The organism is Rhizobium sp. AN73, assembly GCF_030757975.1.
Lineage (GTDB): Bacteria > Pseudomonadota > Alphaproteobacteria > Rhizobiales > Rhizobiaceae > Agrobacterium > Agrobacterium arsenijevicii.
This window is the reverse complement of the sequence record NZ_JARWME010000001.1, coordinates 804292-827295: the sequence shown is the minus strand read 5'-3', so window position 1 is coordinate 827295 and position 23004 is coordinate 804292. Positions and strand designations below refer to the sequence as shown.

Below are 23004 nucleotides of genomic sequence, written 5' to 3'. Positions count from 1 at the left end.
GGGGATTTGATCCCGCATATTCTCTTCCATCTGCAGCGCCGGAAATTTTTCTCGAAAAAAGCCCTTGCAAAAAGCGTGATAAAAAAAATAGATAAAAAGAAGTTCTATCTATTTATTTTGAAGAGAAGGCTGCTGAATGGATCAGATTGTCGCGCAAATTGAGCAAAATCCGGTGCGAACGCCCGTTGTGGAAACGGATTTGTCGCTCGCAGAGGCGAAAATTATCTATAATTTACCGTTTAATGATCTCTTGTTCCAAGCGCAGCAGGTGCATCGTCGCCATTTCGATGCCAACGCCATCCAGATGAGCCGCCTATTATCCATCAAGACCGGCGGCTGCCCTGAAGATTGCAGCTATTGCAGCCAGTCCGCCCGTAACCCGACCGGTCAGAAGGCTTCCAAACTCATGGAGGTGGAGCGGGTGCTGGCAGAGGCGCGCAAGGCCAAGGAAGGCGGGGCGACGCGTTATTGCATGGGGGCGGCCTGGCGCAACCCGAAGGAACGCGACATGGAGGCGGTGGTGGCCATGGTCGAAGGCGTCAAGGCGCTCGGCATGGAAACCTGCATGACGCTCGGCATGCTGACGCCGGAGCAATCCGAACGGCTCGCCCATGCCGGGCTCGATTATTACAATCACAACGTCGACACGTCCGAGCGCTTTTATTCGGAGATCATCACCACCCGCACCTTCGAGGACCGGCTGGAAACGCTCGCCAATGTTCGTGATGCCGGCATGAAAGTCTGCGCCGGCGGCATTCTCGGTATGGGGGAGACGGTCGATGACCGAATTTCGATGCTGGTGACGCTTGCCAATCTGCCGGTGCCGCCGGAAAGCGTGCCGATCAACATGCTGATCCCGATCCCCGGCTCGAAGCTTGCCAATGCCGATCCCGTCGATCCGATCGATTTCGTCCGCACCATCGCACTTGCACGTATCCTGATGCCAAGCTCGCATGTGCGGCTTTCCGCTGGACGCACGGAAATGAGCGATGAGACGCAGGCGCTCTGTTTTCTGGCCGGGGCGAATTCCATCTTCGTCGGCGAGACGCTGCTGACGGCGGATAATCCCGGCGAAGATCACGATACGGCGCTGTTCCGGCGGCTGGGCCTGAAGCCGATGGAGTTGCAAACGGCGGAAGCGGGAGAGGCCCGGTGAACTCGTCGGCGCTGTCCCCCTATGAGGTGAAGCTTGCCGGCCTGCACCGCAAGTCGCGACTGCGCGCGCTCACCCCTCAGGCGGGGGTCGACTTCACTTCCAACGATTATCTCGGGCTTGCCGATGCGCCCCGGCTGAAGGCGGCGATTAACGCCGCAATCGAAAGGGGTGTGCCTGTCGGTGCCGGCGGTTCGCGGCTCTTGCGCGGCAACCACCCGGAACATGAAGCGCTTGAAGCGGAGGCGGCGGCATTTTTTGGCGCGGAAAAGACGATCTATTTCGGCAGCGGATTTGCCGCCAATGTCGCGCTTTTTTCCACGTTGCCGCTGCGGGACGACCTCGTTCTCCACGATGAACTAATCCATGCCAGCGTGCATGACGGTATTGCGGCTGGCAAGGCAAAGGCCGTTGCCGTACCGCATAATCAGGTCGAGGCATTCGAACGGGAAATAAACCACTGGCGGCAGGCGGGCGGCAAGGGCCGGCCGTGGATCGCAGTCGAGAGCCTCTATTCCATGGATGGGGATTACGCGCCGCTTGCTGCCCTTTCCGATCTTGCCGAGAAGCATGGAGGCTTCCTGGTCGTCGACGAGGCGCATGCAACCGGCGTATTCGGACCCGGCGGGCGTGGTCTCGCCGCCGAACTGGAAGGCCGAGGCAATGTGGTGGCGCTACACACCTGCGGCAAGGCGCTTGGTCTCTCCGGCGCGCTACTCAGCCTGCCTGCGGTTCTGGCCAATTACCTCATCAACCGCGCTCGCGGTTTCATCTATTCGACCGCGCCTTCGCCGTTGATGGCGGCGGCGGTGCGGGAAGCCCTGCGGATCGTCGCTGACGAACCCTGGCGTCGCACGCGACTGGAGGAGTTGATAAACTTTGCCGGCGAACAATTGCGCTCCCGGCTGGGCGTGACGCCCAGCGGTTCGCAGATTGTGCCTGTCATGATCGGTGACAATGCCCGTGCGCTGAAGATCGCCGCAAGTATGCGCGATGGCGGTTTCGATGTGCGGGCTATTCGCCCGCCGACGGTACCGGAAGGTACGGCGCGTCTGCGCATATCCATCACGCTCAATGTGGATGAAAGCCAGATCGCCGCCATGATCGGGCTGCTCGCCCTCGCTATGGAGGAAGAGCGATGAACCCTCGTTTCATCATTTCCGGCACCGACACGGGCATCGGCAAGACGGTTTTTTCCGCTGGACTCACCCATGCCCTGCAAGCCCATTACTGGAAGCCGGTGCAATCCGGTCTCGATGAAGAGACCGATAGCGAGGTGGTGGCGCGGCTGGGCGGCGTGCCCCGCGCGCGCATCCTGCCGGAGGCCTATCGCCTGAAAATGCCTGCGTCACCGCACCTTTCGGCCCGCCTTGAAAACGTGACAATCGAGCCCGAGCTTCTGCTTCCGCCGGATATAGATGGGCCGCTGGTGATCGAAGGCGCGGGTGGTCTGCTGGTGCCGCTCACCGACAAATTGCTGTTTGCCGATATCTTCGCCCGCTGGCGAATTCCACTGATCCTGTGTGCCAGAACTTCGCTCGGCACCATCAACCACACGCTGCTGTCGCTCGAGGCGCTGCGGCACCGAGCCATTCTGGTGCATGGCGTGGTTTTCGTCGGGGATGAGAACCGGGAAAACCAGCGCATCATCGCCGATATTGGCGGGGTTCGTTCGCTCGGCCGCTTGCCTCATCTGCCGGAGATGAACGCCGAGGCGCTCCATCAGGCATTCGCCCAACAATTCGATCTCGCTGATTTTCTGGAGGTGCCGGCATGAGCCGTTCCCCTGTCTGGCATCCTTTCACCCAGCACGGCCTGGAACCGCCGATGAAACGCATCGTCTCGGCGGAAGGCGCCTATCTGGTTGACGAGGATGGCAAGCGGCTGTTCGATGCCATTTCATCCTGGTGGGTCATTACCCACGGCCATCGGCATCCGGCGATCATGGCAGCCATCCGCGCCGCGACCGAGGCTTTCGACCAGATCATCTTTGCCGAATTTTCCCACGAGCCGGCTGAAACGCTGGCCAAAGGGCTGCTCGAACTCGCGCCTGCCGGGTTGGAACATGTGTTTTATTCCGATAGCGGTTCGACCTCGGTGGAAGTGGCGTTGAAAATGGCGCTCGGTTATTTTCACAATCGCGGTGAAAAGCGTGACCGCATCGTGGTTATGGAGCACGGCTACCATGGCGATACGATCGGCACCATGTCGACGGGTGAACGTGGTGTATTCAATGCCGCTTACGAACCGCTGCTTTTCGGCGTCGACCGACTGGCTTTTCCCCAAGTGGGTCGCGAGCAGGAGACGCTCGATATGTTCGAGAGCTTCTGCCGTTCGAGCCGCGTCGCCGCCTTGCTGATCGAACCGCTGGTGCTCGGTGCCGGTGGCATGAAGATTTACGGCGCGGATGTTCTGGCCGGGCTGAAACAGATCGCCGAACGTCACGGCTGCCTTGTCATCGCCGATGAGGTGATGACGGGTTGGGGCAGAACGGGAACCATGTTCGCTTGCGAACAGGCGGGGATTTCGCCGGATATTCTGTGCACCTCCAAGGGGCTTACCGGTGGTTCGTTGCCGCTTGCGGCAACGCTTTGCAGCGGCGATATCTTCGATGCGCATTTTTCAACCGATCGCCGCAAGACCTTTTTCCATTCCAGTTCCTACACCGCCAATCCGATTGCCTGCGCTGCCGCCGTCGCCAATCTGCAGGTCTGGCGGGATGAGCCGGTGGCGCAGCGCATCGGGCAGTTGCAAGAAGCCCTGCACGCCAATCTCGGGCGATTTGCAGGTGACGGGCGTTTCGCCAACATTCGCCAGCTGGGGACGATAGCGGCGCTCGACCTCGTGGTGCCCTCCGGCGGATATCTCGCCGAAGCCGGCCCCCGCATGCGGCAACTGTTTCGCGAGCGCGGGCTCATCATCCGCCCGCTCGGCAACGTGATCTATCTGATGCCGCCCTATTGCGCGACGGCGCAGGACCTGACCCACGCCTTCGACGCCATCGATGAAGTAGCCTCGATCGTGACCGAAACCGCTCCGGTAAAATCGCGCGCGGCGGGGATCCAGAACCGTCTCCGAAAGGCCTGACAATGCAGATACGTTCTTCCCGCATGGTCGGTTTCGGCCATGCAGTTCCGACGCGATGTGTCGGCAATGCCGAGATAGAGACGCGTCTGGGGCTGGAGGCTGGTTGGATCGAGCGGCGGACGGGCATCCGTACACGTTATTGGGCCGAAGAGGGCGAGACGTTGAGCGGCCTTGCCGAAAAGGCCGGCCGCATGGCGCTGGAAAACGCGAAAATCGGCTGCGACGATATCGCGTTGACACTTCTGGCGACCTCGACGCCAGATCATCTATTGCCGCCTTCCGCACCGCTGCTCGCGCACCGGCTGGGCCTGACGCACTCAGGCGCGATAGATCTTGCCGGGGCCTGCTCCGGTTTTCTTTATGCACTCACTCTTGCGGACGGTTTTGTCCGCACTCACGGTCGTGCGGTGCTCGTCGTTGCCGCCAATATTCTGAGCCGCCGTATCAATCCGGCGGAAAGGGCGAGCGCGGTCCTCTTCGCCGACGCTGCCGGTGCCGTTGTGCTTGCCCCATGCCGGGATGCGCAGCGGGGCTTGCTGTCGGCTGATCTCGTTTCCGATGGCAGCGGTTACGATCTAATCCAGATAGCGGCCGGCGGCAGCAGCCAGCCTTTTTCCGCTGACACGCAGATTGAAGATACTTTGATGACGATGCGAGACGGACGCGAGGTCTTCTCCCGCGCCGTGGCCATGATGACGCAGACTTCGGAACGGGCGCTGCAACAGGCCGGAATGACCGCGGCCGATGTCGACCGCTTCGTACCCCATCAGGCCAATGCCCGCATGTTCGACGCCGTCTGCGGCAATCTCGGCATCGACCGGCAGAAGACGATCCGCACGGTGGAAACCTTCGGCAACTCCTCTGCCGCAACCATTCCGCTATCGCTTTCCGTCGCCAATGCCGAACGGCCCTTTGCTGAGGGCGAAACGCTGCTATTGACCGCCGCGGGGGCGGGCATGACCGGGGGCGCGGTGGTTTATCGGGATTAGGTCAACCGGATGCGAGAGTGTGCGGAAACGCCTGAGCGGGGTCGGGCCGTGCGTATAATTGCGGTTGATAGCCACAACGCACGGCGGTGCAGCTTGCGTACTCGAAACAGTTTGATTTTGTTTGGAGAAATTTGGCTGGGGAACCTGGACTCGAACCAAGATTAACGGAGTCAGAGTCCGTCGTTCTACCATTGAACTATTCCCCAAAAGCCTGAAGCGCGTTGTCGCGTTCGCTTTGGTGGGTCGTCATATAGATGATTTCTTGCGGGGCGCAAGTCGAAAAAATCGAAAAATGCGTTTTCGCTGTTCTTTTGCGTTTCGTCTGTTGATTAGAGCCGCGCACGGGTGGAGCGTGGGGTGGAGAGCAGAAGGCTGGTCTCGCTGCCGGTGATGCCGGGCACAAGGCGGATGCGGCGCAGAACGGCGTCGAAATCGCTGAGCGTGGCGGCGTTAAGCTCCACGATCAGGTCCCAGCGCCCATTGGTGGTGTGGATTTCGGAAATTTCCGGAAAACCGCCGAGCGTGCGGATGACCCGGTCCGTCACATGGCCTTCAATCTCGATCATCATGATGCCGCGGATCGCCGCCTCCACGGCGTCGGCGCGCAGGATGACGGTGTAGCCGATGATGGTTCCGTCGTTTTCCATTTTTTCGACGCGCGAGCGCACAGTCGCGCGAGAGGTTTCCGTCTCGATCGCCAGATCAGAAATGCTGCGTCGGCCGTTATGCCGTAAAAGGGTTACGAGTCGTTCGTCGAGGATGTCCATCACTAACCATTCTGATCAATAAATTTTACCAGATCGATAGCCTATTTCGATAATATTGCCAATATTTTATGTTCATTCCGCCATGTCTCTGTGAGAGACTGGGATTGTCGATTGGGAAAAACGAGGACTCAAATGGATATCAGGCTGATCGGTGCGCCGTTGCAAATCGGTGCCGGGCAATTGGGGTGTGAGATGGGGCCGAGTGCGTATCGCATTGCCGGTCTTACGCGCGCGCTGGAGGATCTGGGCCATCATGTGGTCGATACCGGCAACGTGACACCGGCGCCGCTCAGGGAATTTTGCCATCCCAATCCGGCGGTGCATCACCTCTCCGAAACGGTGGCCTGGACCGAGGCGCTGACGGAGGCGGCCTATCGTGAAAGTGCCGACGCCGTGCCGATCTTTCTCGGCGGCGACCATGCGATTTCGGCCGGAACCGTGGCCGGCATGGCGCGTCGGGTGGCCGAAAGTGGCCGGCCGTTTTTCGTGCTCTGGCTTGATGCCCACACCGATTACCACACGCTGGAAACGACGCGCAGCGGTAACCTGCATGGCACGCCGGTCGCTTATTTCAGCGGTGGTGACGGATTTGCGGGTTACTTCCCGCCGCTCTCCCATACGGTTCCAGAAGAAAATATCGGCATGATCGGCATCCGCAGCGTCGATCCGGCAGAGAGAGCCGCACTGGAAGACAGCGGCATCACCGTTCACGACATGCGCTCGATAGACGAACATGGCGTTGCGGTTCTGCTGCGGGCATTCCTGGCGCGGGTTCAGGCGGCAAACGGCCTGTTGCATGTCAGCCTCGATGTCGATTTCCTCGAACCGTCCATCGCGCCTGCGGTCGGTACCACGGTTCCGGGCGGGGCGACGTTCCGCGAGGCGCATCTGGTGATGGAAATGCTGCATGATAGCGGGCTGGTATGCAGTCTCGATCTGGTGGAACTTAACCCGTTTCTCGATGAGCGCGGCAGGACGGCGACCTTGATGGTCGATCTGGCCGCCAGCCTGATGGGCAAGCGGGTCATGGACCGTCCGACGCGGGCCGGCTGAAGGGGATGATGCGATGACGGTAATACCGAACCTCAATATCGTGCCTTTCGTCAGCGTCGATCACATGATGAAACTCGTGCTGCGCGTCGGGATCGATACGTTCCTGCGCGAGCTTGCCGATGTGGTGGAGGAGGATTTCCGCCGCTGGGAGAGCTTCAACAAGACGCCGCGTATCGCCTCGCATTCGAAGGAGGGCGTCATCGAACTGATGCCAACCAGCGATGGTACGCTTTACGGCTTCAAATATGTGAACGGCCATCCGAAGAACATGAAGGAAGGCCGCCAGACGGTGACGGCTTTCGGTGTACTTTCCGATGTCGGCAACGGTTATCCACTGCTTCTGACCGAGATGACGATCCTGACGGCGCTGCGCACCGCCGCCACTTCAGCCGTCGCTGCAAAACATCTCGCCCGTAAAAATTCCCGCTCGATGGCCATCATCGGCAATGGCGCGCAGAGCGAATTCCAGGCGCGCGCTTTCAAGGCCATTCTCGGCGTCGACACGGTACGGCTCTTCGATATTGACCGGTCCGCCAGTGAAAAATGCGCCCGCAATCTTGCCGGGCAGGGTTTTACCATCGAGATTTGCGATAGCGCGCAGAGCGCAGTGGAAGGTGCAGATATCATCACCACCGTCACGGCTGACAAGCAATATGCGACGATCCTGACCGACAACATGGTGGGCCCCGGCATTCACATCAACGCTGTCGGTGGCGATTGCCCCGGCAAGACGGAGTTGCACCGGGACATTCTGCTCCGATCCGATATTTTCGTGGAATACCCGCCGCAGACGCGCATCGAAGGTGAAATCCAGCAATTGCCGGCGGACTACCCCGTCACCGAACTATGGCAGGTCATATCAGGTCAAAAGCAGGGACGGGTAACCGACAGGCAGATCACGCTGTTCGACAGCGTCGGTTTCGCGACCGAGGATTTTTCGGCGCTGCGTTATGTGCGCTCGAAACTGGCTGCCACCGGGCTTTACACGGAGCTGGATTTGCTGGCCGATCCGGATGAGCCGCGCGACCTGTTTGGAATGCTGCTGCGTTGCGAGGCGGCTCTCGCCTGAGAGGGTGCTAACGGGCGTGAAGTTAGTCCGCCTGTCGGCGTTGCTTCCGGGCAACCGCATGTTCGCGCCAGATGGTGAAGAGGCCGGCGGCAATCACGATCGCTGCGCCCAGAACCATATTGGATGTTAGAACCTCGCCATAGACGGTGACGCCGATGATGGAGACGAGCACCAGCTGGTAATAGGAAAACGGCTGCACGGAAGCCGCGTCCGCCAGTTCGAATGCCTTGATCAGGCAATAATGGCCGCTCATGCCGGTAATGCACAGCGCCAGCATCCAGCCCCAATCCTGAGGTGCGAGGCTAACCCAATAAAACGGGCCGACCAGTGTCAGCGCCGCCGCACCGGCCACGCCGGTATAAAAGAAGCTCGTCATCGCCGAATCGCTCTTGCTGCCGAGGCGGGTCAGGACGCTGTAAAGCGCAAGCATGAAGGCGGCGATGAAGGTGATCAGCAGGCGGTTGTCGAAACCTTCGCCATCGGGTTTCAGAATGACGAGGACGCCGATGAAGCCGACGAAAATGGCGCACCAGCGCCGCCAACCCACATGTTCTCCCAGCAGTGGCACGGAAAGTGCGGCAACGATCAGCGGTGCTGAAGCGAGGATGGAATGGCTGTGCGCAAGCCCGACAACGGCAAAGGAGAAGATGGAAAAAACGATCTGGACGGCAAGAAGGACACCGCGGCCGACCTGAAGCCACGGACGGTTGGCCATGACGGCGCCCCGGATGCCGCCCGAGGACTTTGCGGCCATCAGCAAAACGAAGATGGCGAAGGCCCAGTATCGAAGCATGGCAACGAAGACGGGCGGGTAAGAGCTACCCAGGTGTTTCGATATGCCATCCTGCGCTGCAAAGATCGTGAAGGCGATGAGCGCATAAAGATAACCGGTCTTGGGTGATGGCATAAATAAACCGCTGTCCGGCTGTTGCCGGCAAAAGAGGATTCGGCGTTAATAAGGTGAATAGCAACCATATGGTCTGGCTGCGTGTTGTCAGACAACCTTATTTTCCGAATAGCTGGTATGCAAGTGCGGAGGCTGCCTTTTCAATAGGCAGGTTGCTGGCCGGGGATGTGGGGGCGGTGTCGCTCGAACTCGTGAGGATGCAGCAGCCTTGGCTGTGCCCCCCGATATGGGGCTTTACCGCCACAACCTCTCCTCGGTCATCCGCGGTTCAAGCCCGAGGGTGACTCGGAATTTGGTGAGAGGTTTTCGCTCTCCCATTCGAGGCCTTTGTAAAACGGGCTGTCCGCCGTCAGCAATTGCGCGGCGGACAGGTATTCAGCAATACGCTATTGCGTATGTATGGCGATCAGCCGATCGTCACGGCCGCTTTCGAGGCCACGGATTTCAGCGCCGCGTCGGCCAGTTTCAGTGCGATCAGCCCGTCCTTGATAGAAGGCGACGGAGCTACATTGTTTTCGATGCAGTCGATGAAAGCGGTGATTTCCGCAGCATAGGCCGCCGTGTAACGCGTCATGAAGAAATCATGCAGCGGCGGGCGGGTATAGCCTTCAGCATTGGCGATCTCGATGGAGACCGGTCGCTGGTTTTCAGCCGCCGCCGAACCCAGCGAACCGTGCACTTCGATGCGCTGGTCGTAACCGTAGGTCGCGCGTCGCGAATTCGAAATGCTTGCTTGTCTGCCGCTTTTCGTCGTCAGAATGATGCTGGCGCTGTCGAAATCGCCAAGTGTGCCGATCTCCGGATTGACGAGAACGGAACCGGTGGCGAACACGCTTTCCACTTCCTCCCCGAGCAGGAACCGCGCCATGTCGAAATCATGGATGGTCATGTCGCGGAAAATGCCGCCGGAAACCTTGATATATTCGGCCGGCGGCGGGCCGGGATCGCGGCTGGTAATGGTCACCATTTCCACCTTGCCGATGCGGCCGTCCTCGATTGCCTTGTGCACGGCCTGGAAATGCGGATCGAAACGCCGGTTGAAACCGAGCATCACTTTCGCACCGGTTTCCTCAACCACCTTGGCGCAGGCTTCCGCGCGGGCAACATCGAGATCGACGGGCTTTTCGCAGAAGATGGCCTTGCCGGCGCGGGCGAAACGCTCGATCAGGTCGGCATGGGTGTTGGTCGGCGTGCAGATGATGACGGCGTCGATCGTTTTGTCGGCCAGAACCTCATCGATTGTGCTGACCTTGCACTGCGCTTCACGGGCGATTGCTTCCGCAGCACCGGCCACGGCGTCCACAACGGCTACCAGCTTTGCGCGGCTGTCGGTGGTGATCGCCTTGGCGTGGACCTTGCCGATCCGTCCAGCGCCGAGCAGTGCCAATTTCGTAACCATCTTTCCTCCGGTTCCTCACACCCGTCTTCCACTCCCGGAAAGACAGAATATGAATGCAAGCAATGTTTCGATATGGAATATATGTTCTATTTTGCTAGATCGACATCGGAGGCGTGTCAAGCGTTTTGACGATGGTCGGGGCGGCTGAAATCATTCCTCTGGAGGCGCGCGCGACACCAGCGAAAGTTTGCGTAGACGCTCAGTCGACGGAGGGTGTGGGGACCGTATGCTGGGGGAGCGCATAGACCTCGACCGGGGTTTCTAGGCCGCGCAGCAGCCATGGCCCCAGGTTTTCCAGTCTATCCTCATGGCCGGCCATGCGGACGAATTCTTCGGAAAAAAGCACGTTGCGGCCGGTTTCCTTGGTCAACGTTTCAAGCCGCGACGCGATGTTTACGGCAGGGCCGATGACGGTAAAATCAAGGCGGGTTTTCGAGCCGATATTGCCGTACATGACATCGCCGACATGCACGCCGATGCCGTAACCCAGCGGGTCGTGGCCTTTCTCGCAATTGATGTCATTGAGGGCAACGAGACTTTTCTGGGCGCTGGCAATGGCTTTCATGAGGTTTTCACAGGCCTGCGGATCGCTGAGCGGGAAAATCGCCAGCAGCCCGTCGCCCATGAATTTCAGGATTTCACCACCGAATTCCTCGATCGGATCGCACATGGCGTCGAAATAACCGTTCAGCAGCTCGATCACGTCATCGCGCGGCCAGAGATCGGAAATATGGGTGAAGTTGCGCAGGTCGCAGATCAGGATCGCGGCGCCCACTGTTATGCCGCTGCCACGCGTCGTTGCGCCATTGAGGATTTTTTCGCCCGCATGGGGGCCAACATAGGTCTCCAGCAGGGTGCGGGTCATGCGGTTTTTCAGGCGTATTTCGCTGACCAGCGCGAGCGCCGGCAGCAGGTTTTTCAAGGCGAGGACTTCCTCTTCCGAAAAGCCGCCCGGCCGGTCGCTGGAAAACGTGGCGACATGACGTTTGCCGAATGTATGTTCGATCGGCCACGCGAAATAATCCGTCAGCCCGTCGGCGCGCAGTTCCTCATAGATCGTATAACCAGGCAGGTCGGTGTCGTCACCGCTCAACCGAAGGCGGATCTCGGTCGCGCCCTGATGGATGTCGTTGATGGGGCTGTTCAGATATTCGGGCGTATTCTCCGCCCCATAGCCATAGGTGGTGATCTCGGCGGCTGATATGCCAGCCTTCCACAGGATCCGCGCGCCAAGCCATTGCGGATGACGAATGCGGAAGGCAAGCGCGCCCCGCGCGACGGAAATTCCGCTCTCCCGCAACCTGTTGCAAAGCTCGAAGAATATCTCATCGATAAAACGCTGGTCCTTCGTACCGGTGACGAGCCAGTCGAGAATTTCCGTTTTCTCCGCTGGCCACAATTCATCCAATGCTGAAGAAACCCGTTCTTCGGTGTCGAGATTAAGTGTCATCGCAGGATTCCGGAGGTTGTTGCTGCTCTCGTGCGGGCGGGCCAGATGCCGAACGTGGTCCGTGGTGCGGACATCATGTGGTGCCGGGTAACGGAAATGTTAAGAGAGCGGAGCGGAAAATGTTCCGGAGGAACCGGCGGCGTTCAGCCGGTTACGCGCGCCGCCTGGATGTTGCCGTGAACATCGTCCCGGCGGCGCTGAGATTTGGTTCGGATCGTTGTGAACGATCAGATAACGGTTTCGACAGGAATATGCAGGGCGGCGGCAACGCGCCTGATGCGCGACGGATCGCTATCCGTACCCTCTTCGAGAGCGCGAATTTCGCTGGTCGTCAGGCCACAGGTAATGGCGAGCTGTTCGATGGTATATCCGGCGAGATTGCGCGCCGTCAGAACCTTTCGGGCGAAAGGAGCATCTGTTTCGTGATCGGAATTGGGCTGTGAGACTGAAATTGTCATTTTTTTGCATCTCCCTCATGGTGGACACTTTAATGCGGGTGGCAAAAAAAGGTTGCCAGAGCCGAATGCGGCCGCGTTGCCGGAGAAAAAATCGTTGCTGCAACGCAGCGAGAACATAGCCGCTTCACCCACCTACGCAATAGTTAAATTTTGTTAAGTTTCGTGATCGCGGCATTTTTCAGCCGGAAAAGGGGTCGAAAAAATATGATTTTTCGGAGTTTTAGCGGATTAAGGCGGAGCGCTGGACACTAAAGCATACCCCAGGCGCGGAAGCGGCCACGGCCGGTAACCTCCCGTAATTCCAGCTGATTGGCGAGCCCGATCGCCCCTTGCGGCGTGGTGCCGAGTTCCTTGACGATCATCGCCGCCGAGACCACCGGCCGGGAGACCACCAGCTCCACCAGCTCGGGCAGGCGCGAAGACGAGCGCCGGCCGGCCAGTTTGCGCATCATGCGCTCTCTGGCGTGGGTCAGCCTGTCATGTTCCTTCATGCTGGCCAGAGCGGCTTCGTAGAAACTGTCGAGGAGGGCTGCGAGGCGTTGTGTCTGGTTTCTGGCATGCCGACGCTCGCGGGGGACTGCGCGAAGACCGGCGCTGAGTGCCGGCAGGTGATCGGGCGCGACGGCCCCGTCGCGCAGAAAAGCGGCGGCCATAAGCCTGCCGAGCCAGGGGCTGCGTTGCAGAACCTCGATCATGTTCCAGGCATCCAGCAGGATTGCGGTCCGCAGGATCGCCGGCAGTTCGTCCGTCCGGCTGTGGACCTGCCGCCATTCTTGCAGCCTTTCCTCCTCGTCCCAATCGGGATCGTTGACCATTGGATTGCCTTCGTCCCGATGTATCACGGGCGGTAGCGCGTTGCCGGCAGTGATCGCGTTCAGCGTGGCAGCACTTCGCGCGAGAAGCGCGTCCAGTTCGGAAAAGGCCCCATCCAGCGGTGTTTCCCCGTCTGTGTCGACCTCTTCATCGCCGGAATGATCCACGGTTTCCGGGGTAAATGCCGTCTCGTCGGCGGCAATTGCCATCCTGCCGCGCAGGCGGGAAAGACCCGGTGCGGTGAAGGCCCAGCCTGGCGCGTTGGAAAAAATCAGCCGTCTCGACCGGAGAATCCGGTGCGCCGCCGTCATTTCATGGGTGGGCGCCCGCACATCCATATGGGCGTCATGCAGGACGAGATCTTCCATATGGACGAGTTCACCATCGACCCACATGGAGGAAATCGCATCGGTGAAATCCTGTCTCTCGATGAAACCGTGTTTCATCGGTGACCGGCTTATCCGCTCGTCCAGCCGCGCCAGCGCTTCGCCCGCGCGGGCGGCGGCAATGAGAAGCTTTTCGATCTGGATGTCCGATATATCGTAAATCATTGATATTTTTTAGTTTGAGCACGGCCGGGTGACAAGGTGGCTTGCAATGGTCCGGTGCGGAAGATGGGAAACCAAGGTGTCCGTCACTATGTTGCATTGCAGCGTAAACTTGCGCATTGCAATATGCCGGGTATATACCCCCTCCGAGAGCGACAAATTATCACACCTTCCGTTCGCCCTTCCATCTCCAGGCGAAGATGAATTGGAGTCAACCCGTGAATATTATGGCAAATGGTCCCGCCGCGGCACCGGATCAGAAAACCCGTTTGAAATCCATTATCGGTGGATCGGCGGGCAACCTCGTCGAATGGTACGACTGGTACGTCTATTCGGCCTTCACCCTTTATTTCGCACCGGTGTTTTTCCCCTCCGGTAACCAGACCGCCGAATTGCTGAGCGCCGCCGCCGTGTTCGCCGTTGGCTTTCTGATGCGGCCCATCGGGGCGTGGTTCATGGGAACCTATGCCGATCGCAAGGGCCGCAAGGCTGGCCTGACATTGTCAGTCACGCTGATGTGCCTCGGCTCGCTCCTGATCGCGATTACGCCCGGCCATGAGACGATCGGTATTGCAGCACCCGCCATTCTGGTGTTCGCGCGTCTTCTGCAGGGCATCAGCGTCGGCGGCGAATATGGCGCCAGCGCGACATATCTCAGCGAAATGGCCGGCAAGAACCGTCGCGGCTTCTTCTCCAGCTTCCAGTATGTGACGTTGATTTCTGGTCAGCTTCTGGCGCTGGCGGTGCTTTTGGTCCTGCAGCGGGTTCTGACACCGGAACAACTCGGCTCCTGGGGCTGGCGCATTCCCTTCTTCATTGGCGGCGTTCTTGCGATTGCGGTGTTTTACATCCGTCGTGGCCTCGCCGAGACGCAGTCCTTTGCAAACGCCAAGGCGGGCGCAGCAGACAAGCCGAAATCCAGCGGATGGGCGCTGTTCAAGCACTACCCGCGGGAGGCGCTGATGGTCATGGCGCTGACATCAGGCGGCACGCTCGCCTTTTACGCCTATACGACCTATCTGCAGAAATTCCTCGTCAACACCTCCGGCTTCAGCAAGGAAAGCGCGACCGAAATTACCACGGCGGCACTCTTCGTCTTCATGCTGTGCCAGCCGATCGCCGGTGCGCTGTCGGACAAGGTGGGTCGCAAGCCGCTGATGGTGGGCTTCGGTATTCTCGGAACGCTGTTCACCTATCTCATCTTCACCACGCTGGCGACGACGACCGATCCGATCATGGCTTTCGCTCTCGTTCTGGTCGGCCTGCTGATCGTCACCGGCTACACGTCCATCAATGCGGTGGTGAAGGCGGAAATGTTCCCCGCCCATATCCGGGCGCTCGGCGTTGCTCTGCCCTATGCGCTGGCGAACACCATTTTCGGCGGAACGGCGGAATTCGTTGCCTTGAAGTTCAAGCAGATCGGCCACGAAAACTGGTTCTTCTGGTATGTGACGATCATGATTGCACTGTCGCTGGTGGTTTATGTGAAGATGCGCGATACGCGCGATCACAGCCATATCCACGAGGATTGAGCGATCAAAATTTATATCAACGAAAGCCCCGTCTTCTGGCGGGGCTTTTTTGTTTTCAGGGATTCAGGCGGCCTCGACCGGAAGCACGATGCGAGCCTCGAACCCGTCCTGTCTGCCCGGTGCCGGAGATGAAAGTACCAGTTCGCCGCCGATCTGTTCCATCAGGCTTTTGACGATGGCAAGCCCAAGCCCGGTGCCGTCCGCTTCTGACGGACCTCTGACAAAACGTGTCGTCAGTTTGGGAAGCAGCGCCTTGTCGATGACCGCGCCGGAATTGATGACACGGATCGTGCCGTTCTCGTCGGCCAGTATCTGCACCGGGCTTTCCGCCGGGCTGTGAATCAGGGCATTTTCGAGCAGGTTGCGTACGATTATGCCAAAGGCATCCGTGCCCAGCTTGCAGTAAAGGCCGCCTTCGCAGCGATTGGTGAAGCGGATACGGGACGTGCCGATCGCCGTTCTCATCATGTCGTCGATGACGAGTTCGAGAACGGGGATCAGGTCGGTTGCCGTATCGGTTACCCCGATCCGGGCTTCCGCACGCGACATCTGCAGCAGTTTTTCGGCGAGATGGCCAAGATGCAGCAGTGATTTTTCGATATTTTCCACGCGCGGCGCAAGTTCGGGCGGAATATCGGCATGCAGCCGCTGCGCCTGCGCCAGCGCGCCGGCAATCGGCGTGCGCAATTCATGGGCGCTGTTGGCGGTAAATTCCCGCTCCGCCTCGATTGTCGATCTCAGCCTTCTCAGCAGCAGATTGACCGACCGGGCGATCGGGTGGAGTTCGGCCGGAAACGGCTGGGTTTCCACAGGCGCGAGATTGCCGCCGTCCTTTCTCCCGATCTCGTCGCGCAGCGTCTGTATCGGTTGCAGGGTTTTCCGCACCACGACGATGACGGCGAAGATGCTGGCGGGGATAAGAATGAGAACGGGGAGCAAAAGTGCGGTACCCGCTTCCTCGATCGCCTCACGCCGGTTGGCGAAGGCATCTGCGACCTGAAGGAAATAATTCCCGTCCGGTGTCGCGACCGTATAGATGCGCTTTGTGGCCGTTTCGGAAAAACCGGGGTCGAGCGAGACCTCGAAAGGTTCGGTCGAGCTGTCGTGCGAATGTAATACGACCTGTCCCTCGCGGTCGCGAACCTGATAGGTCAGATATTCCGCCGCATGCGCCGACTGGTTGAGTTTTTGCGAGGCGGGGCCTGTGTTGTTTTCCCTGAGATCGTCCACCAGCAGCGGCAGCAGCCTTTCGGCGGTTTCCTCGACGCCGGAGTCGAAAATCTCGGCGAACTCGTCCTGCATCACCATCACGCCAAGTCCGCAGGCGATAAGCCAGGATATGGCGACAACGCTGGTCAGCGCCGTGACGAGCTTGCGGGTCATGCTGGTCGGTCTGGCCATCTCTGCCTACTTGTAGTTCTGCTTACCTGATGGTGTAGCCGACGCCGCGCACGGTCTCGACGCGGTCATGGCCGATTTTCTTGCGCAGTCGGCTGATATAGACCTCGACCGTGTTGCTCTCTATTTCAGCGCCGAATTCGTAGAGCGTGTCGTGCAATTGCGATTTCGAAACGACCGCGCCGGGATGTTCGACCAGCTTTTCAAGCACGGCCCATTCTCTGGCGCTGAGTGTCTGCGCCGTTCCGTCGACGACGATATTGCGCGCTACCTGGTTGATTTCGATACCCGGTAGGCGAATGACCGGGGCGGAACGCCCCTCGTAACGCCGCGAGACCGCCAGCATGCGCGCTGAAAGCTCGTTGAGATCGAAGGGCTTGACCAGATAGTCGTCCGCGCCGGCATTCAGCCCGGCAATTCTGTCGGAGACCTGATCGTGCGCCGTCAGAATGATAACCGGTGTCGAGTCGTCACGGTTGCGCAGCGATTGCAGAAGGGTAATACCCTCGCCATCCGGCAACCGCATGTCGAGCAGGATCAGGCCGTAAGCCATGGTCAGCGTCGCCGCCGTGGCATCATCCAGCATCTTGAACCAGTCGACTGCGTGGCCAGCCGCAGCGACATGGTCCCGCAGCGCCTCTCCCAGCACATGATCGTCTTCAACAAGCAGAACCCGCAAGACAGCTCCTTTATCGCGTCGTCCTGCGTATCGCTTTCACGGGATAAGCGTCAAGCACTGTCTGTTCAGCTATTCTGGCGCTGGGTGCAGCCGCCGAACACGTCCTGCGAGGAATCGTAGACGGAAGTGGAGACGTTCATCATTCCAAGGATGCTGTGGAAATAATTGTCGTGGGAGCGACCGCCCTGTGCCGCGCCTTTGGCAAGGCAGGCCCGATCCAGTCCCATGGATTTGGCGAAATCGTCGTCGAACCATACGAGAAACGGCACATGCGTCTGCTGGTCGGGCGCGAGCAGATAGGGTGCGCCGTGCAGATAGACGCCGTTTTCGCCAAGCGATTCACCGTGGTCCGAGGCATAGATCATGCCCGTTGCCAGCTTGTTCGAGCGCGCCTTCAGCTTGTCGATCACGGTCGCCAGGAAATGATCGGTGTAGAGAAGCGTGTTGTCGTAGGAATTCACGATCTCGGCGTCGGTGCAATTGCCAAGTTCGGCGGTCCGGCAGTCCGGGGTGAATTTGCGGAATTCGTCGGTGTAGCGCAGATAATAAGTCGGCCCATGGCTACCCATCTGGTGCAGCACGATGACGCTGTCCTTCTTGACGTTGTCGAGCCAGGCGTCGAGCTTGTCGTAGAAAATGTCGTCGCGGCATTCGCCACCGGTGCAGAAGCGGGCGTCATTGGTGGAAGGCAGGTCCAAAAAAGGGAATGCGGTCGGCCACGTTCTTGCTGCCGGTATTGTTGTCCAGCCAGGTTGCACCGACACCGGCATGAACGAGAACATCCATGACGTTTTCGTTGGCAAGCGCCTTCTTGTGGCTGTACTCCGAACGCGGGAATTTCGAGAACATGCAGGGAATGGAAATTGCCGTCGCGGTGCCGCAGCTCGTCGTGTTCGGGAAATAGATCACATCGCGCTTTGCCAGTTCGGGGTTGGTGTCGCGCCCATAGCCGTTCAGGGAAAAGTTCGCGGCGCGGGCGGTCTCGCCCGCCACGATGACGGTGATGCGCGGCTTGTGGATGCCGCCCAGTGCCGGCAGAACCTTAGCATCCGTGCCGATCGGGCTTACCTGTATGTCGGCTTCCGTTTTGGCCTGCGTCAGATAATGAACGGTGGATATGATCGGCGACAATGGATTGGCGCTTTTGACGATATCCTTGTGCTGGCGCACGGCAGTGGTGAATGTTTTGGAATTCGCGAAACTGATGATGCCGGCAACGGTGAGACAGATCAGGATGCTGATGGTGTTCCACAGCAGCGTGCCGAGGATCGGCCGATGCCGAACCCGGACGGCAATGATGACGAGCGACGGCACCAGCCCATAGATTGCCAGATGCCAGAGAAAGCCCGGCGTCATCAGGTTGCCCGCTTCTGCCCGCGTCGTCTCCATGGCGTTACGGATCATGTCGCTGTCGATGATGATGCCGTATCGATCCATGAACCAGGAGGCTGCGGCCGCGGCAAATACCAGCAGGATCAGAAACGGCTTGATGAGATATTTGGCGGAAAAAATCGTGATGAGGGCGCCGAAAAGCGCCGCCATGGCAACATAAAGCCCGACGATGGCGACCGGATAGGCGGAAAGATAGGTGTGAACCTTCGACCAGAACGTCTGGTTCGTGAAAAACAGCAGATAAGCCGACGTCAGCAGACAGAGCGGCACACTGCCGATTTCCGGACGAAAATTTACAGTTCCTGTCGCTTTCGCGGAAAAAAGAGCCAATATCAGGTCCCACCGGTTTCATAAGAGCGGGCGCAAGCAAAGATGGTGCTTGAGCGCCCGTATTTGAGCTGCCTCAGAGGCTAATTGATGGCGGTTGCATCATTTAGCTGACGTCAACCTGAATGATTGTCATATATTTGTCATGTTGCGCCGCGTCATTCGGTGACGATTGGGTTTTCAAGTCGATGACGAGATGGCGATGGAGTGTCATTTAGTTCAGCCCGACGATGCCCGTTGCGGTCGTGCGCGTTGAAAAGACGCGCGTGGCGCGAACCGGCAGCAGGCTGCCTGCGGGCAGGTTCTGGAAAGTCACCGTCGCCCCGGAGAGCAGGGTCAGGCACAGCTGCCCGCCATTGCCGACATAAATGGCGCGTGTGACTGACGGAAGCGGGTTCGTATCATCAGGAACGATATCGAAACCGTGGGATGCCGGTGATTCGAGGCCGGCGGCATAATGTGTGTAAGTCTCAGCCATTGCTGTCTCCCGTAAATCAAAATCCGCCGTGATTATGCGGCGGCCCGGGATGGCGGGGAAAAGCGGGGAAGACAAATGTCAGGCCGGGGCTCCGGTCCTGCACCCGGCTCAGCTGAAGAGAATGTCGTAATCTCATGCGGTTGGCGACACTGGTGGTATCGCCATCCATACCGGCCAAACGGAAGACGGCAGATTTTTCGTCCCCGGATCGGGAGGCATGGTTTGGCCGTTCGGCATCCGGGCGGACGTCTTCGGCCTCAGTTACGCGTATGGAGAATAAAGGCTCTCACGGCGGGAGAGGCTTCCGTCTTCCGATGGGCGATGGCGAGGTCCGAGGTTGTCGAACTTGCCGCAAGCGACACGTAACGCACGCCCGGAAGCCGCAGGCAATCGAGCGAGCGCGGCACCAGCGCGACACCGAGGCCGATGGCCACCATGCTGGCAATGGTGGTGTAGTCCCGGCCATCCGGGCTGATGACGGGCTGGAACCCGGCCTCGTTACAGGCCTCGATCGTATTGTAGTGAAAGCCGACATCCGGCGGCTGTCGCGGGGTGATGAAGGTTTCTGCGGCGAGGTTCTTGAGATCGATCTGTAACGCAAAGGCCAGGGGATGATTTTCCGGCAGCGCGGCCATCAGCGGTTCGCGCAGGACCACATGCATCGCAACGCCTTCCGGGATGGGCGCGGGCGGGCGGATGAAGGCGAAATCCAGATTGCCGTCGGCGATCTTGGCCAGTTGCAGCCGCATCTCCATTTCGATCAGCTGCAATTCGACATCCGGATGGGAGGCGCGGAAACTGGCGATCGACTGGATGAGCAGGCCGGAATAGGCAGCGGATGCCACATAACCGATGGAGATGCGGCCGGTTTCCCCACGGTCGACGCGCTTCAGCGCCGCAAGCGTCGCTTCGGCATTGGCAAGGATTTTCCGGGCGTCCTCGTAGAGAAGCTGGCCGGGGGTTGTCAGCTTCACCGACCGGCGCGTCCGGTCCAAGAGCGGCATCCCAACAATGTCCTCCAGCGCCATGATCTGCTGGCTCAGCCCCGGCTGGGCAATGCCGAGGCGGGCGGCGGCGCGCTCGAAATTGCGTTCATCCACCAGCACGGTGAAATAGCGCAGGTGTCGCAGCTCAAATGTTTCCGCCCGGCTTGCCGGTTTCCTGCCCATCGTCACGGCCTTTTTTAGCAGATTTGAATAATTCCAAGCTATTATCCGGCGACATTTTCATAATCAATACTTCTGAAAAAAACCGGCGTCGCTTATTGGATCAAAATCTACACCTTGCGTAATAAGATGAGTTAAATTCTCCAGAAAAATATCCGCCCTTGTGGCGGCGCGGGTTGATAAAGGGTCTTGGCGGTGCAGGGAAAAACCAAACACATTTCCATTCTGGCGGGCGGTTGCGCCGCCATTGCCTATGTGGCGTTTTTGTCCGCGGGCGTCGCCCTTGCGCAGGAGGCCGGCACCACGGTGCTGCAGACCATCACCGTAGACGGCGTAAAAAAGCAGGATCCCAAGGCCCCGGTGAAGGGCTATGTGGCAAAAACCAGCGCCAGCGCCACCAAGACGGGGAGGTCCCTGATCGAGACACCGCAGTCGGTTTCCGTCATCACCAAAGATCAGATGGATGCACAGAACGTTCGCAATCTCAGCGAGGCGCTGAATTATGTTCCCGGCGTCGTCGCGCAACCGTCAGGTTCCGATCCGCGTTTCGATGCGCCGCGCATTCGCGGTTTCGCGGGAAACCAGCTGCAATTTCTCAACGGTCTTCGGCTGATGCGCACGGCGGGTGCGCCCTCTTACGAGGTCTACGGTCTGGAGCGTGTGGAGGTCATTCGCGGGCCGGCTTCCGTGCTTTATGGTCAGGGTAATCCTGGCGGCCTCATCAACCTCATCAGCAAGCGGCCGACCTTCGAGCGTTTCGGCGAGGTGGGCGCGCAGATCGGCAGCTTCGATTATTACCAGTCGATGTTCGATATTGGCGGGCCGGTGGCGGATAGTGACAGCCTTGCCTATCGCCTGACCGGGGTTGCCCGCAACGCCCATGCCCAGACGGACAATCTGCAGAACGACCGTTATTTCATCGCGCCGGCGCTCACATGGCAACCCGATGAAGACACGAAGCTGACGGTCCTTTCTTCTTATCAGCACGACAATCCAAGCTCGCCCTCCGGCCTTCCGCCGGCACTCACCTTTTCCCGCCCGGGCAACATGCTGGACCGCAGCTTTTATGTCGGTGATCCGTCGTTTGATACGTCAAACCGCAAGTTCACCAATATTGGCTACGAATTCGAGCACCGTTTCGATGAGACCTTCACCTTCCGGCAGAATGCGCGTTATTCCAGTTTCGACTGGTCCTACCGGGCACTTGGCATGTCCTCGACCAATAGCGGCATGATCGGCAACCTCATCCGCCGCAATGCGACGTTCCAGGACGAGTTGCTGAACACCTTCAACATCGACAACAGCCTTCAGGCCGATTTTTCGACGGGACCGGTCGATCATACTCTGCTCGTTGGGCTGGATTATCGCTATTTCGACAATAACGTAAAAACCGAATTCTGGGCGGCGACGTCGCTTGATCCTGTCAATCCGGTCTATGGCGGGCCGATCAGCCTGACTTCGCGCACGCTTTATGCCGATGTGAAAACGGACATATCCCAGATCGGTCTTTATGCGCAGGACGAGATTTCCTACGAAAACTGGCGGGTTACCGCCGGCCTGCGGCAGGATTGGGCCAGCACCAGCGGCACCACCTTCAACGGCACCACCTATCGCGCGCTCGACAAGGATGACAATAAGCTGACCGGCCGCGCCGGCATCAGCTATCTCTTCGATGGCGGCATCGCGCCCTATATCAGCTATGCCACCTCTTTCGAGCCGGTGCCGCAGCCGGCTGTCGGGGATGCGCCGAAGCCCACCACCGGCGAACAGTGGGAGGCGGGCATCAAATACCAGCCCGAAGGCTTTGACGGTTTCTTCTCGGCCGCGATCTACGATCTGAAGCAGAAAAACGTCACGACAACAGTCGGCGGCGTGACACAGCAGATGGACGAGGCGCATGTGAGAGGCCTCGAGCTTGAAGGCGTCGCAAGCCTTGCTGATGGGCTCGACCTGCGCGCGGCCTATACCTACATGGACAGCGAAGTTTCCGGCCGCGTGAACAATGGCAGGGAGCTGGACAACACGCCACGCCATTCCGCTAGCCTCTGGCTCGACTATACCTTCGCGGAGGATACGGCGCTTGAGGGCTTCGGCATCGGCGGCGGTGTCCGTTACATCGGCGAGCGTTACGGTGATGCCGCCAATGCATTTGAAATGAAGGGGCTTACCCTTCTCGATCTCGGCGTTCATTACGAGAAGAACGGCTACCGCGCCTCGCTTCTCGTGCAAAACTTGACTGATAAAGAATATATTTCTAGTTGCTCCACTTTCGGATGCTATTACGGTGACGGAAGAACCGTTATGGGCAAGCTGACCTACCGGTGGTGACCCAAATCAAG

The 23004-nt window shown here is 59.2% G+C and carries 19 protein-coding genes, 1 tRNA gene and 1 pseudogene; 9 read left to right on the top strand and 12 right to left on the bottom strand.

Going from position 1 to position 23004, the window contains the following annotated elements; translation table 11 throughout:
• Nucleotides 1-136: 136 nt before the first annotated feature.
• From bioB to RBH10_RS03570, 5 genes are read left to right on the top strand one after another with little or no spacing between them, the layout of a single operon-like run.
• Nucleotides 137-1156 carry a biotin synthase BioB gene (bioB, locus tag RBH10_RS03590; RefSeq protein ID WP_281038997.1) on the top strand — a complete coding sequence of 340 codons (1020 nt, stop codon included), beginning with the start codon at nucleotides 137-139 and terminating at the stop codon, nucleotides 1154-1156.
• Nucleotides 1153-2295, top strand: a complete 1143-nt coding sequence (locus tag RBH10_RS03585) for an 8-amino-7-oxononanoate synthase (RefSeq protein ID WP_281038998.1) — start codon at nucleotides 1153-1155, stop codon at nucleotides 2293-2295. The genes bioB and RBH10_RS03585 overlap by 4 nt, the downstream gene beginning before the upstream one ends.
• A complete protein-coding gene (bioD, locus tag RBH10_RS03580) occupies nucleotides 2292-2930 on the top strand; it encodes a dethiobiotin synthase (RefSeq protein ID WP_281038999.1) in 639 nt (212 codons plus the stop codon). The genes RBH10_RS03585 and bioD overlap by 4 nt, the downstream gene beginning before the upstream one ends.
• Nucleotides 2927-4240, top strand: coding sequence for an adenosylmethionine--8-amino-7-oxononanoate transaminase (locus tag RBH10_RS03575; RefSeq protein ID WP_281039000.1), 1314 nt, complete (start codon nucleotides 2927-2929; stop codon nucleotides 4238-4240). Before bioD ends, RBH10_RS03575 begins: the two co-directional genes overlap by 4 nt.
• A gap of 2 nt (nucleotides 4241-4242) precedes the next feature.
• A complete protein-coding gene (locus RBH10_RS03570; protein WP_281039001.1) occupies nucleotides 4243-5229 on the top strand; it encodes a beta-ketoacyl-ACP synthase III in 987 nt (328 codons plus the stop codon).
• Between the two features lie 132 nt (nucleotides 5230-5361).
• Here the strand turns inward: RBH10_RS03570 and RBH10_RS03565 are convergent.
• Together RBH10_RS03565 and RBH10_RS03560 are read right to left on the bottom strand one after the other, a co-directional pair.
• Nucleotides 5362-5435: transfer RNA gene (locus RBH10_RS03565), tRNA-Gln, on the bottom strand.
• Between the two features lie 123 nt (nucleotides 5436-5558).
• Nucleotides 5559-5996 (bottom strand): Lrp/AsnC family transcriptional regulator, encoded by a 438-nt coding sequence (locus RBH10_RS03560; RefSeq protein ID WP_045015633.1) that lies wholly within the window; start codon nucleotides 5994-5996, stop codon nucleotides 5559-5561.
• 132 nt (nucleotides 5997-6128) lie between these two features.
• Here RBH10_RS03560 and rocF point away from each other — a divergent pair, with 132 nt between their 5' ends.
• Complete coding sequence (gene rocF, locus RBH10_RS03555; RefSeq protein WP_281039002.1) at nucleotides 6129-7049, top strand: arginase; 921 nt, start codon at nucleotides 6129-6131, stop codon at nucleotides 7047-7049.
• A gap of 13 nt (nucleotides 7050-7062) precedes the next feature.
• A complete protein-coding gene (locus RBH10_RS03550; protein WP_281039004.1) occupies nucleotides 7063-8118 on the top strand; it encodes an ornithine cyclodeaminase in 1056 nt (351 codons plus the stop codon).
• 22 nt (nucleotides 8119-8140) lie between these two features.
• Here the strand turns inward: RBH10_RS03550 and RBH10_RS03545 are convergent, their stop codons facing one another.
• From RBH10_RS03545 to RBH10_RS03525, 5 genes are all read right to left on the bottom strand, one after another.
• Nucleotides 8141-9025, bottom strand: a complete 885-nt coding sequence (locus RBH10_RS03545) for a DMT family transporter (RefSeq protein ID WP_281039005.1) — start codon at nucleotides 9023-9025, stop codon at nucleotides 8141-8143.
• 406 nt (nucleotides 9026-9431) lie between these two features.
• Nucleotides 9432-10424: an inositol 2-dehydrogenase gene (gene iolG / locus RBH10_RS03540; RefSeq protein ID WP_281039006.1), complete on the bottom strand. Its 993-nt coding sequence runs from the start codon at nucleotides 10422-10424 to the stop codon at nucleotides 9432-9434.
• Between the two features lie 199 nt (nucleotides 10425-10623).
• Complete coding sequence (locus RBH10_RS03535; protein ID WP_281039007.1) at nucleotides 10624-11874, bottom strand: adenylate/guanylate cyclase domain-containing protein; 1251 nt, start codon at nucleotides 11872-11874, stop codon at nucleotides 10624-10626.
• 227 nt (nucleotides 11875-12101) lie between these two features.
• Nucleotides 12102-12332 (bottom strand): helix-turn-helix domain-containing protein, encoded by a 231-nt coding sequence (locus RBH10_RS03530; RefSeq protein WP_045015639.1) that lies wholly within the window; start codon nucleotides 12330-12332, stop codon nucleotides 12102-12104.
• A gap of 248 nt (nucleotides 12333-12580) precedes the next feature.
• Nucleotides 12581-13696, bottom strand: coding sequence for an RHE_PE00001 family protein (locus RBH10_RS03525; protein WP_281039008.1), 1116 nt, complete (start codon nucleotides 13694-13696; stop codon nucleotides 12581-12583).
• Nucleotides 13697-13920: 224 nt separating this feature from the next.
• On the opposite strand from RBH10_RS03525, the gene RBH10_RS03520 reads away from it, so the two are divergent.
• Nucleotides 13921-15225, top strand: coding sequence for an MFS transporter (locus RBH10_RS03520; protein WP_045015641.1), 1305 nt, complete (start codon nucleotides 13921-13923; stop codon nucleotides 15223-15225).
• A gap of 63 nt (nucleotides 15226-15288) precedes the next feature.
• Here the strand turns inward: RBH10_RS03520 and RBH10_RS03515 are convergent, their stop codons facing one another.
• The 5 genes and pseudogenes from RBH10_RS03515 to RBH10_RS03495 form a co-directional block, all read right to left on the bottom strand.
• On the bottom strand, nucleotides 15289-16626 hold the full coding sequence (locus RBH10_RS03515) for a HAMP domain-containing sensor histidine kinase (protein WP_281039009.1): 1338 nt from the start codon (nucleotides 16624-16626) through the stop codon (nucleotides 15289-15291).
• Between the two features lie 22 nt (nucleotides 16627-16648).
• On the bottom strand, nucleotides 16649-17302 hold the full coding sequence (locus RBH10_RS03510) for a response regulator transcription factor (RefSeq protein WP_045015643.1): 654 nt from the start codon (nucleotides 17300-17302) through the stop codon (nucleotides 16649-16651).
• 65 nt (nucleotides 17303-17367) lie between these two features.
• Nucleotides 17368-19024: pseudogene (locus RBH10_RS03505) on the bottom strand (phosphoethanolamine transferase).
• Between the two features lie 211 nt (nucleotides 19025-19235).
• Complete coding sequence (locus tag RBH10_RS03500; RefSeq protein WP_281039011.1) at nucleotides 19236-19499, bottom strand: hypothetical protein; 264 nt, start codon at nucleotides 19497-19499, stop codon at nucleotides 19236-19238.
• 257 nt (nucleotides 19500-19756) lie between these two features.
• Nucleotides 19757-20668: a LysR family transcriptional regulator gene (locus RBH10_RS03495; protein ID WP_281039012.1), complete on the bottom strand. Its 912-nt coding sequence runs from the start codon at nucleotides 20666-20668 to the stop codon at nucleotides 19757-19759.
• A gap of 192 nt (nucleotides 20669-20860) precedes the next feature.
• On the opposite strand from RBH10_RS03495, the gene RBH10_RS03490 reads away from it, so the two are divergent.
• Nucleotides 20861-22993 carry a TonB-dependent siderophore receptor gene (locus RBH10_RS03490; protein ID WP_281039013.1) on the top strand — a complete coding sequence of 711 codons (2133 nt, stop codon included), beginning with the start codon at nucleotides 20861-20863 and terminating at the stop codon, nucleotides 22991-22993.
• Nucleotides 22994-23004 lie beyond the last annotated feature (11 nt).

Coding starts and splice junctions, on each gene's coding strand:
- RBH10_RS03530 (WP_045015639.1), bottom strand. CDS start 12,332: ATGACAATTTCAGTCTCACAGCCCAATTCCGATCACGAAACAGATGCT.
- RBH10_RS03515 (WP_281039009.1), bottom strand. CDS start 16,626: ATGGCCAGACCGACCAGCATGACCCGCAAGCTCGTCACGGCGCTGACC.
- RBH10_RS03535 (WP_281039007.1), bottom strand. CDS start 11,874: ATGACACTTAATCTCGACACCGAAGAACGGGTTTCTTCAGCATTGGAT.
- RBH10_RS03520 (WP_045015641.1), top strand. CDS start 13,921: ATGGCAAATGGTCCCGCCGCGGCACCGGATCAGAAAACCCGTTTGAAA.
- RBH10_RS03500 (WP_281039011.1), bottom strand. CDS start 19,499: ATGGCTGAGACTTACACACATTATGCCGCCGGCCTCGAATCACCGGCA.
- RBH10_RS03545 (WP_281039005.1), bottom strand. CDS start 9,025: ATGCCATCACCCAAGACCGGTTATCTTTATGCGCTCATCGCCTTCACG.
- iolG (WP_281039006.1), bottom strand. CDS start 10,424: ATGGTTACGAAATTGGCACTGCTCGGCGCTGGACGGATCGGCAAGGTC.
- rocF (WP_281039002.1), top strand. CDS start 6,129: ATGGATATCAGGCTGATCGGTGCGCCGTTGCAAATCGGTGCCGGGCAA.
- RBH10_RS03495 (WP_281039012.1), bottom strand. CDS start 20,668: ATGGGCAGGAAACCGGCAAGCCGGGCGGAAACATTTGAGCTGCGACAC.
- bioD (WP_281038999.1), top strand. CDS start 2,292: ATGAACCCTCGTTTCATCATTTCCGGCACCGACACGGGCATCGGCAAG.
- RBH10_RS03570 (WP_281039001.1), top strand. CDS start 4,243: ATGCAGATACGTTCTTCCCGCATGGTCGGTTTCGGCCATGCAGTTCCG.
- bioB (WP_281038997.1), top strand. CDS start 137: ATGGATCAGATTGTCGCGCAAATTGAGCAAAATCCGGTGCGAACGCCC.
- RBH10_RS03560 (WP_045015633.1), bottom strand. CDS start 5,996: ATGGACATCCTCGACGAACGACTCGTAACCCTTTTACGGCATAACGGC.
- RBH10_RS03525 (WP_281039008.1), bottom strand. CDS start 13,696: ATGATTTACGATATATCGGACATCCAGATCGAAAAGCTTCTCATTGCC.
- RBH10_RS03575 (WP_281039000.1), top strand. CDS start 2,927: ATGAGCCGTTCCCCTGTCTGGCATCCTTTCACCCAGCACGGCCTGGAA.
- RBH10_RS03550 (WP_281039004.1), top strand. CDS start 7,063: ATGACGGTAATACCGAACCTCAATATCGTGCCTTTCGTCAGCGTCGAT.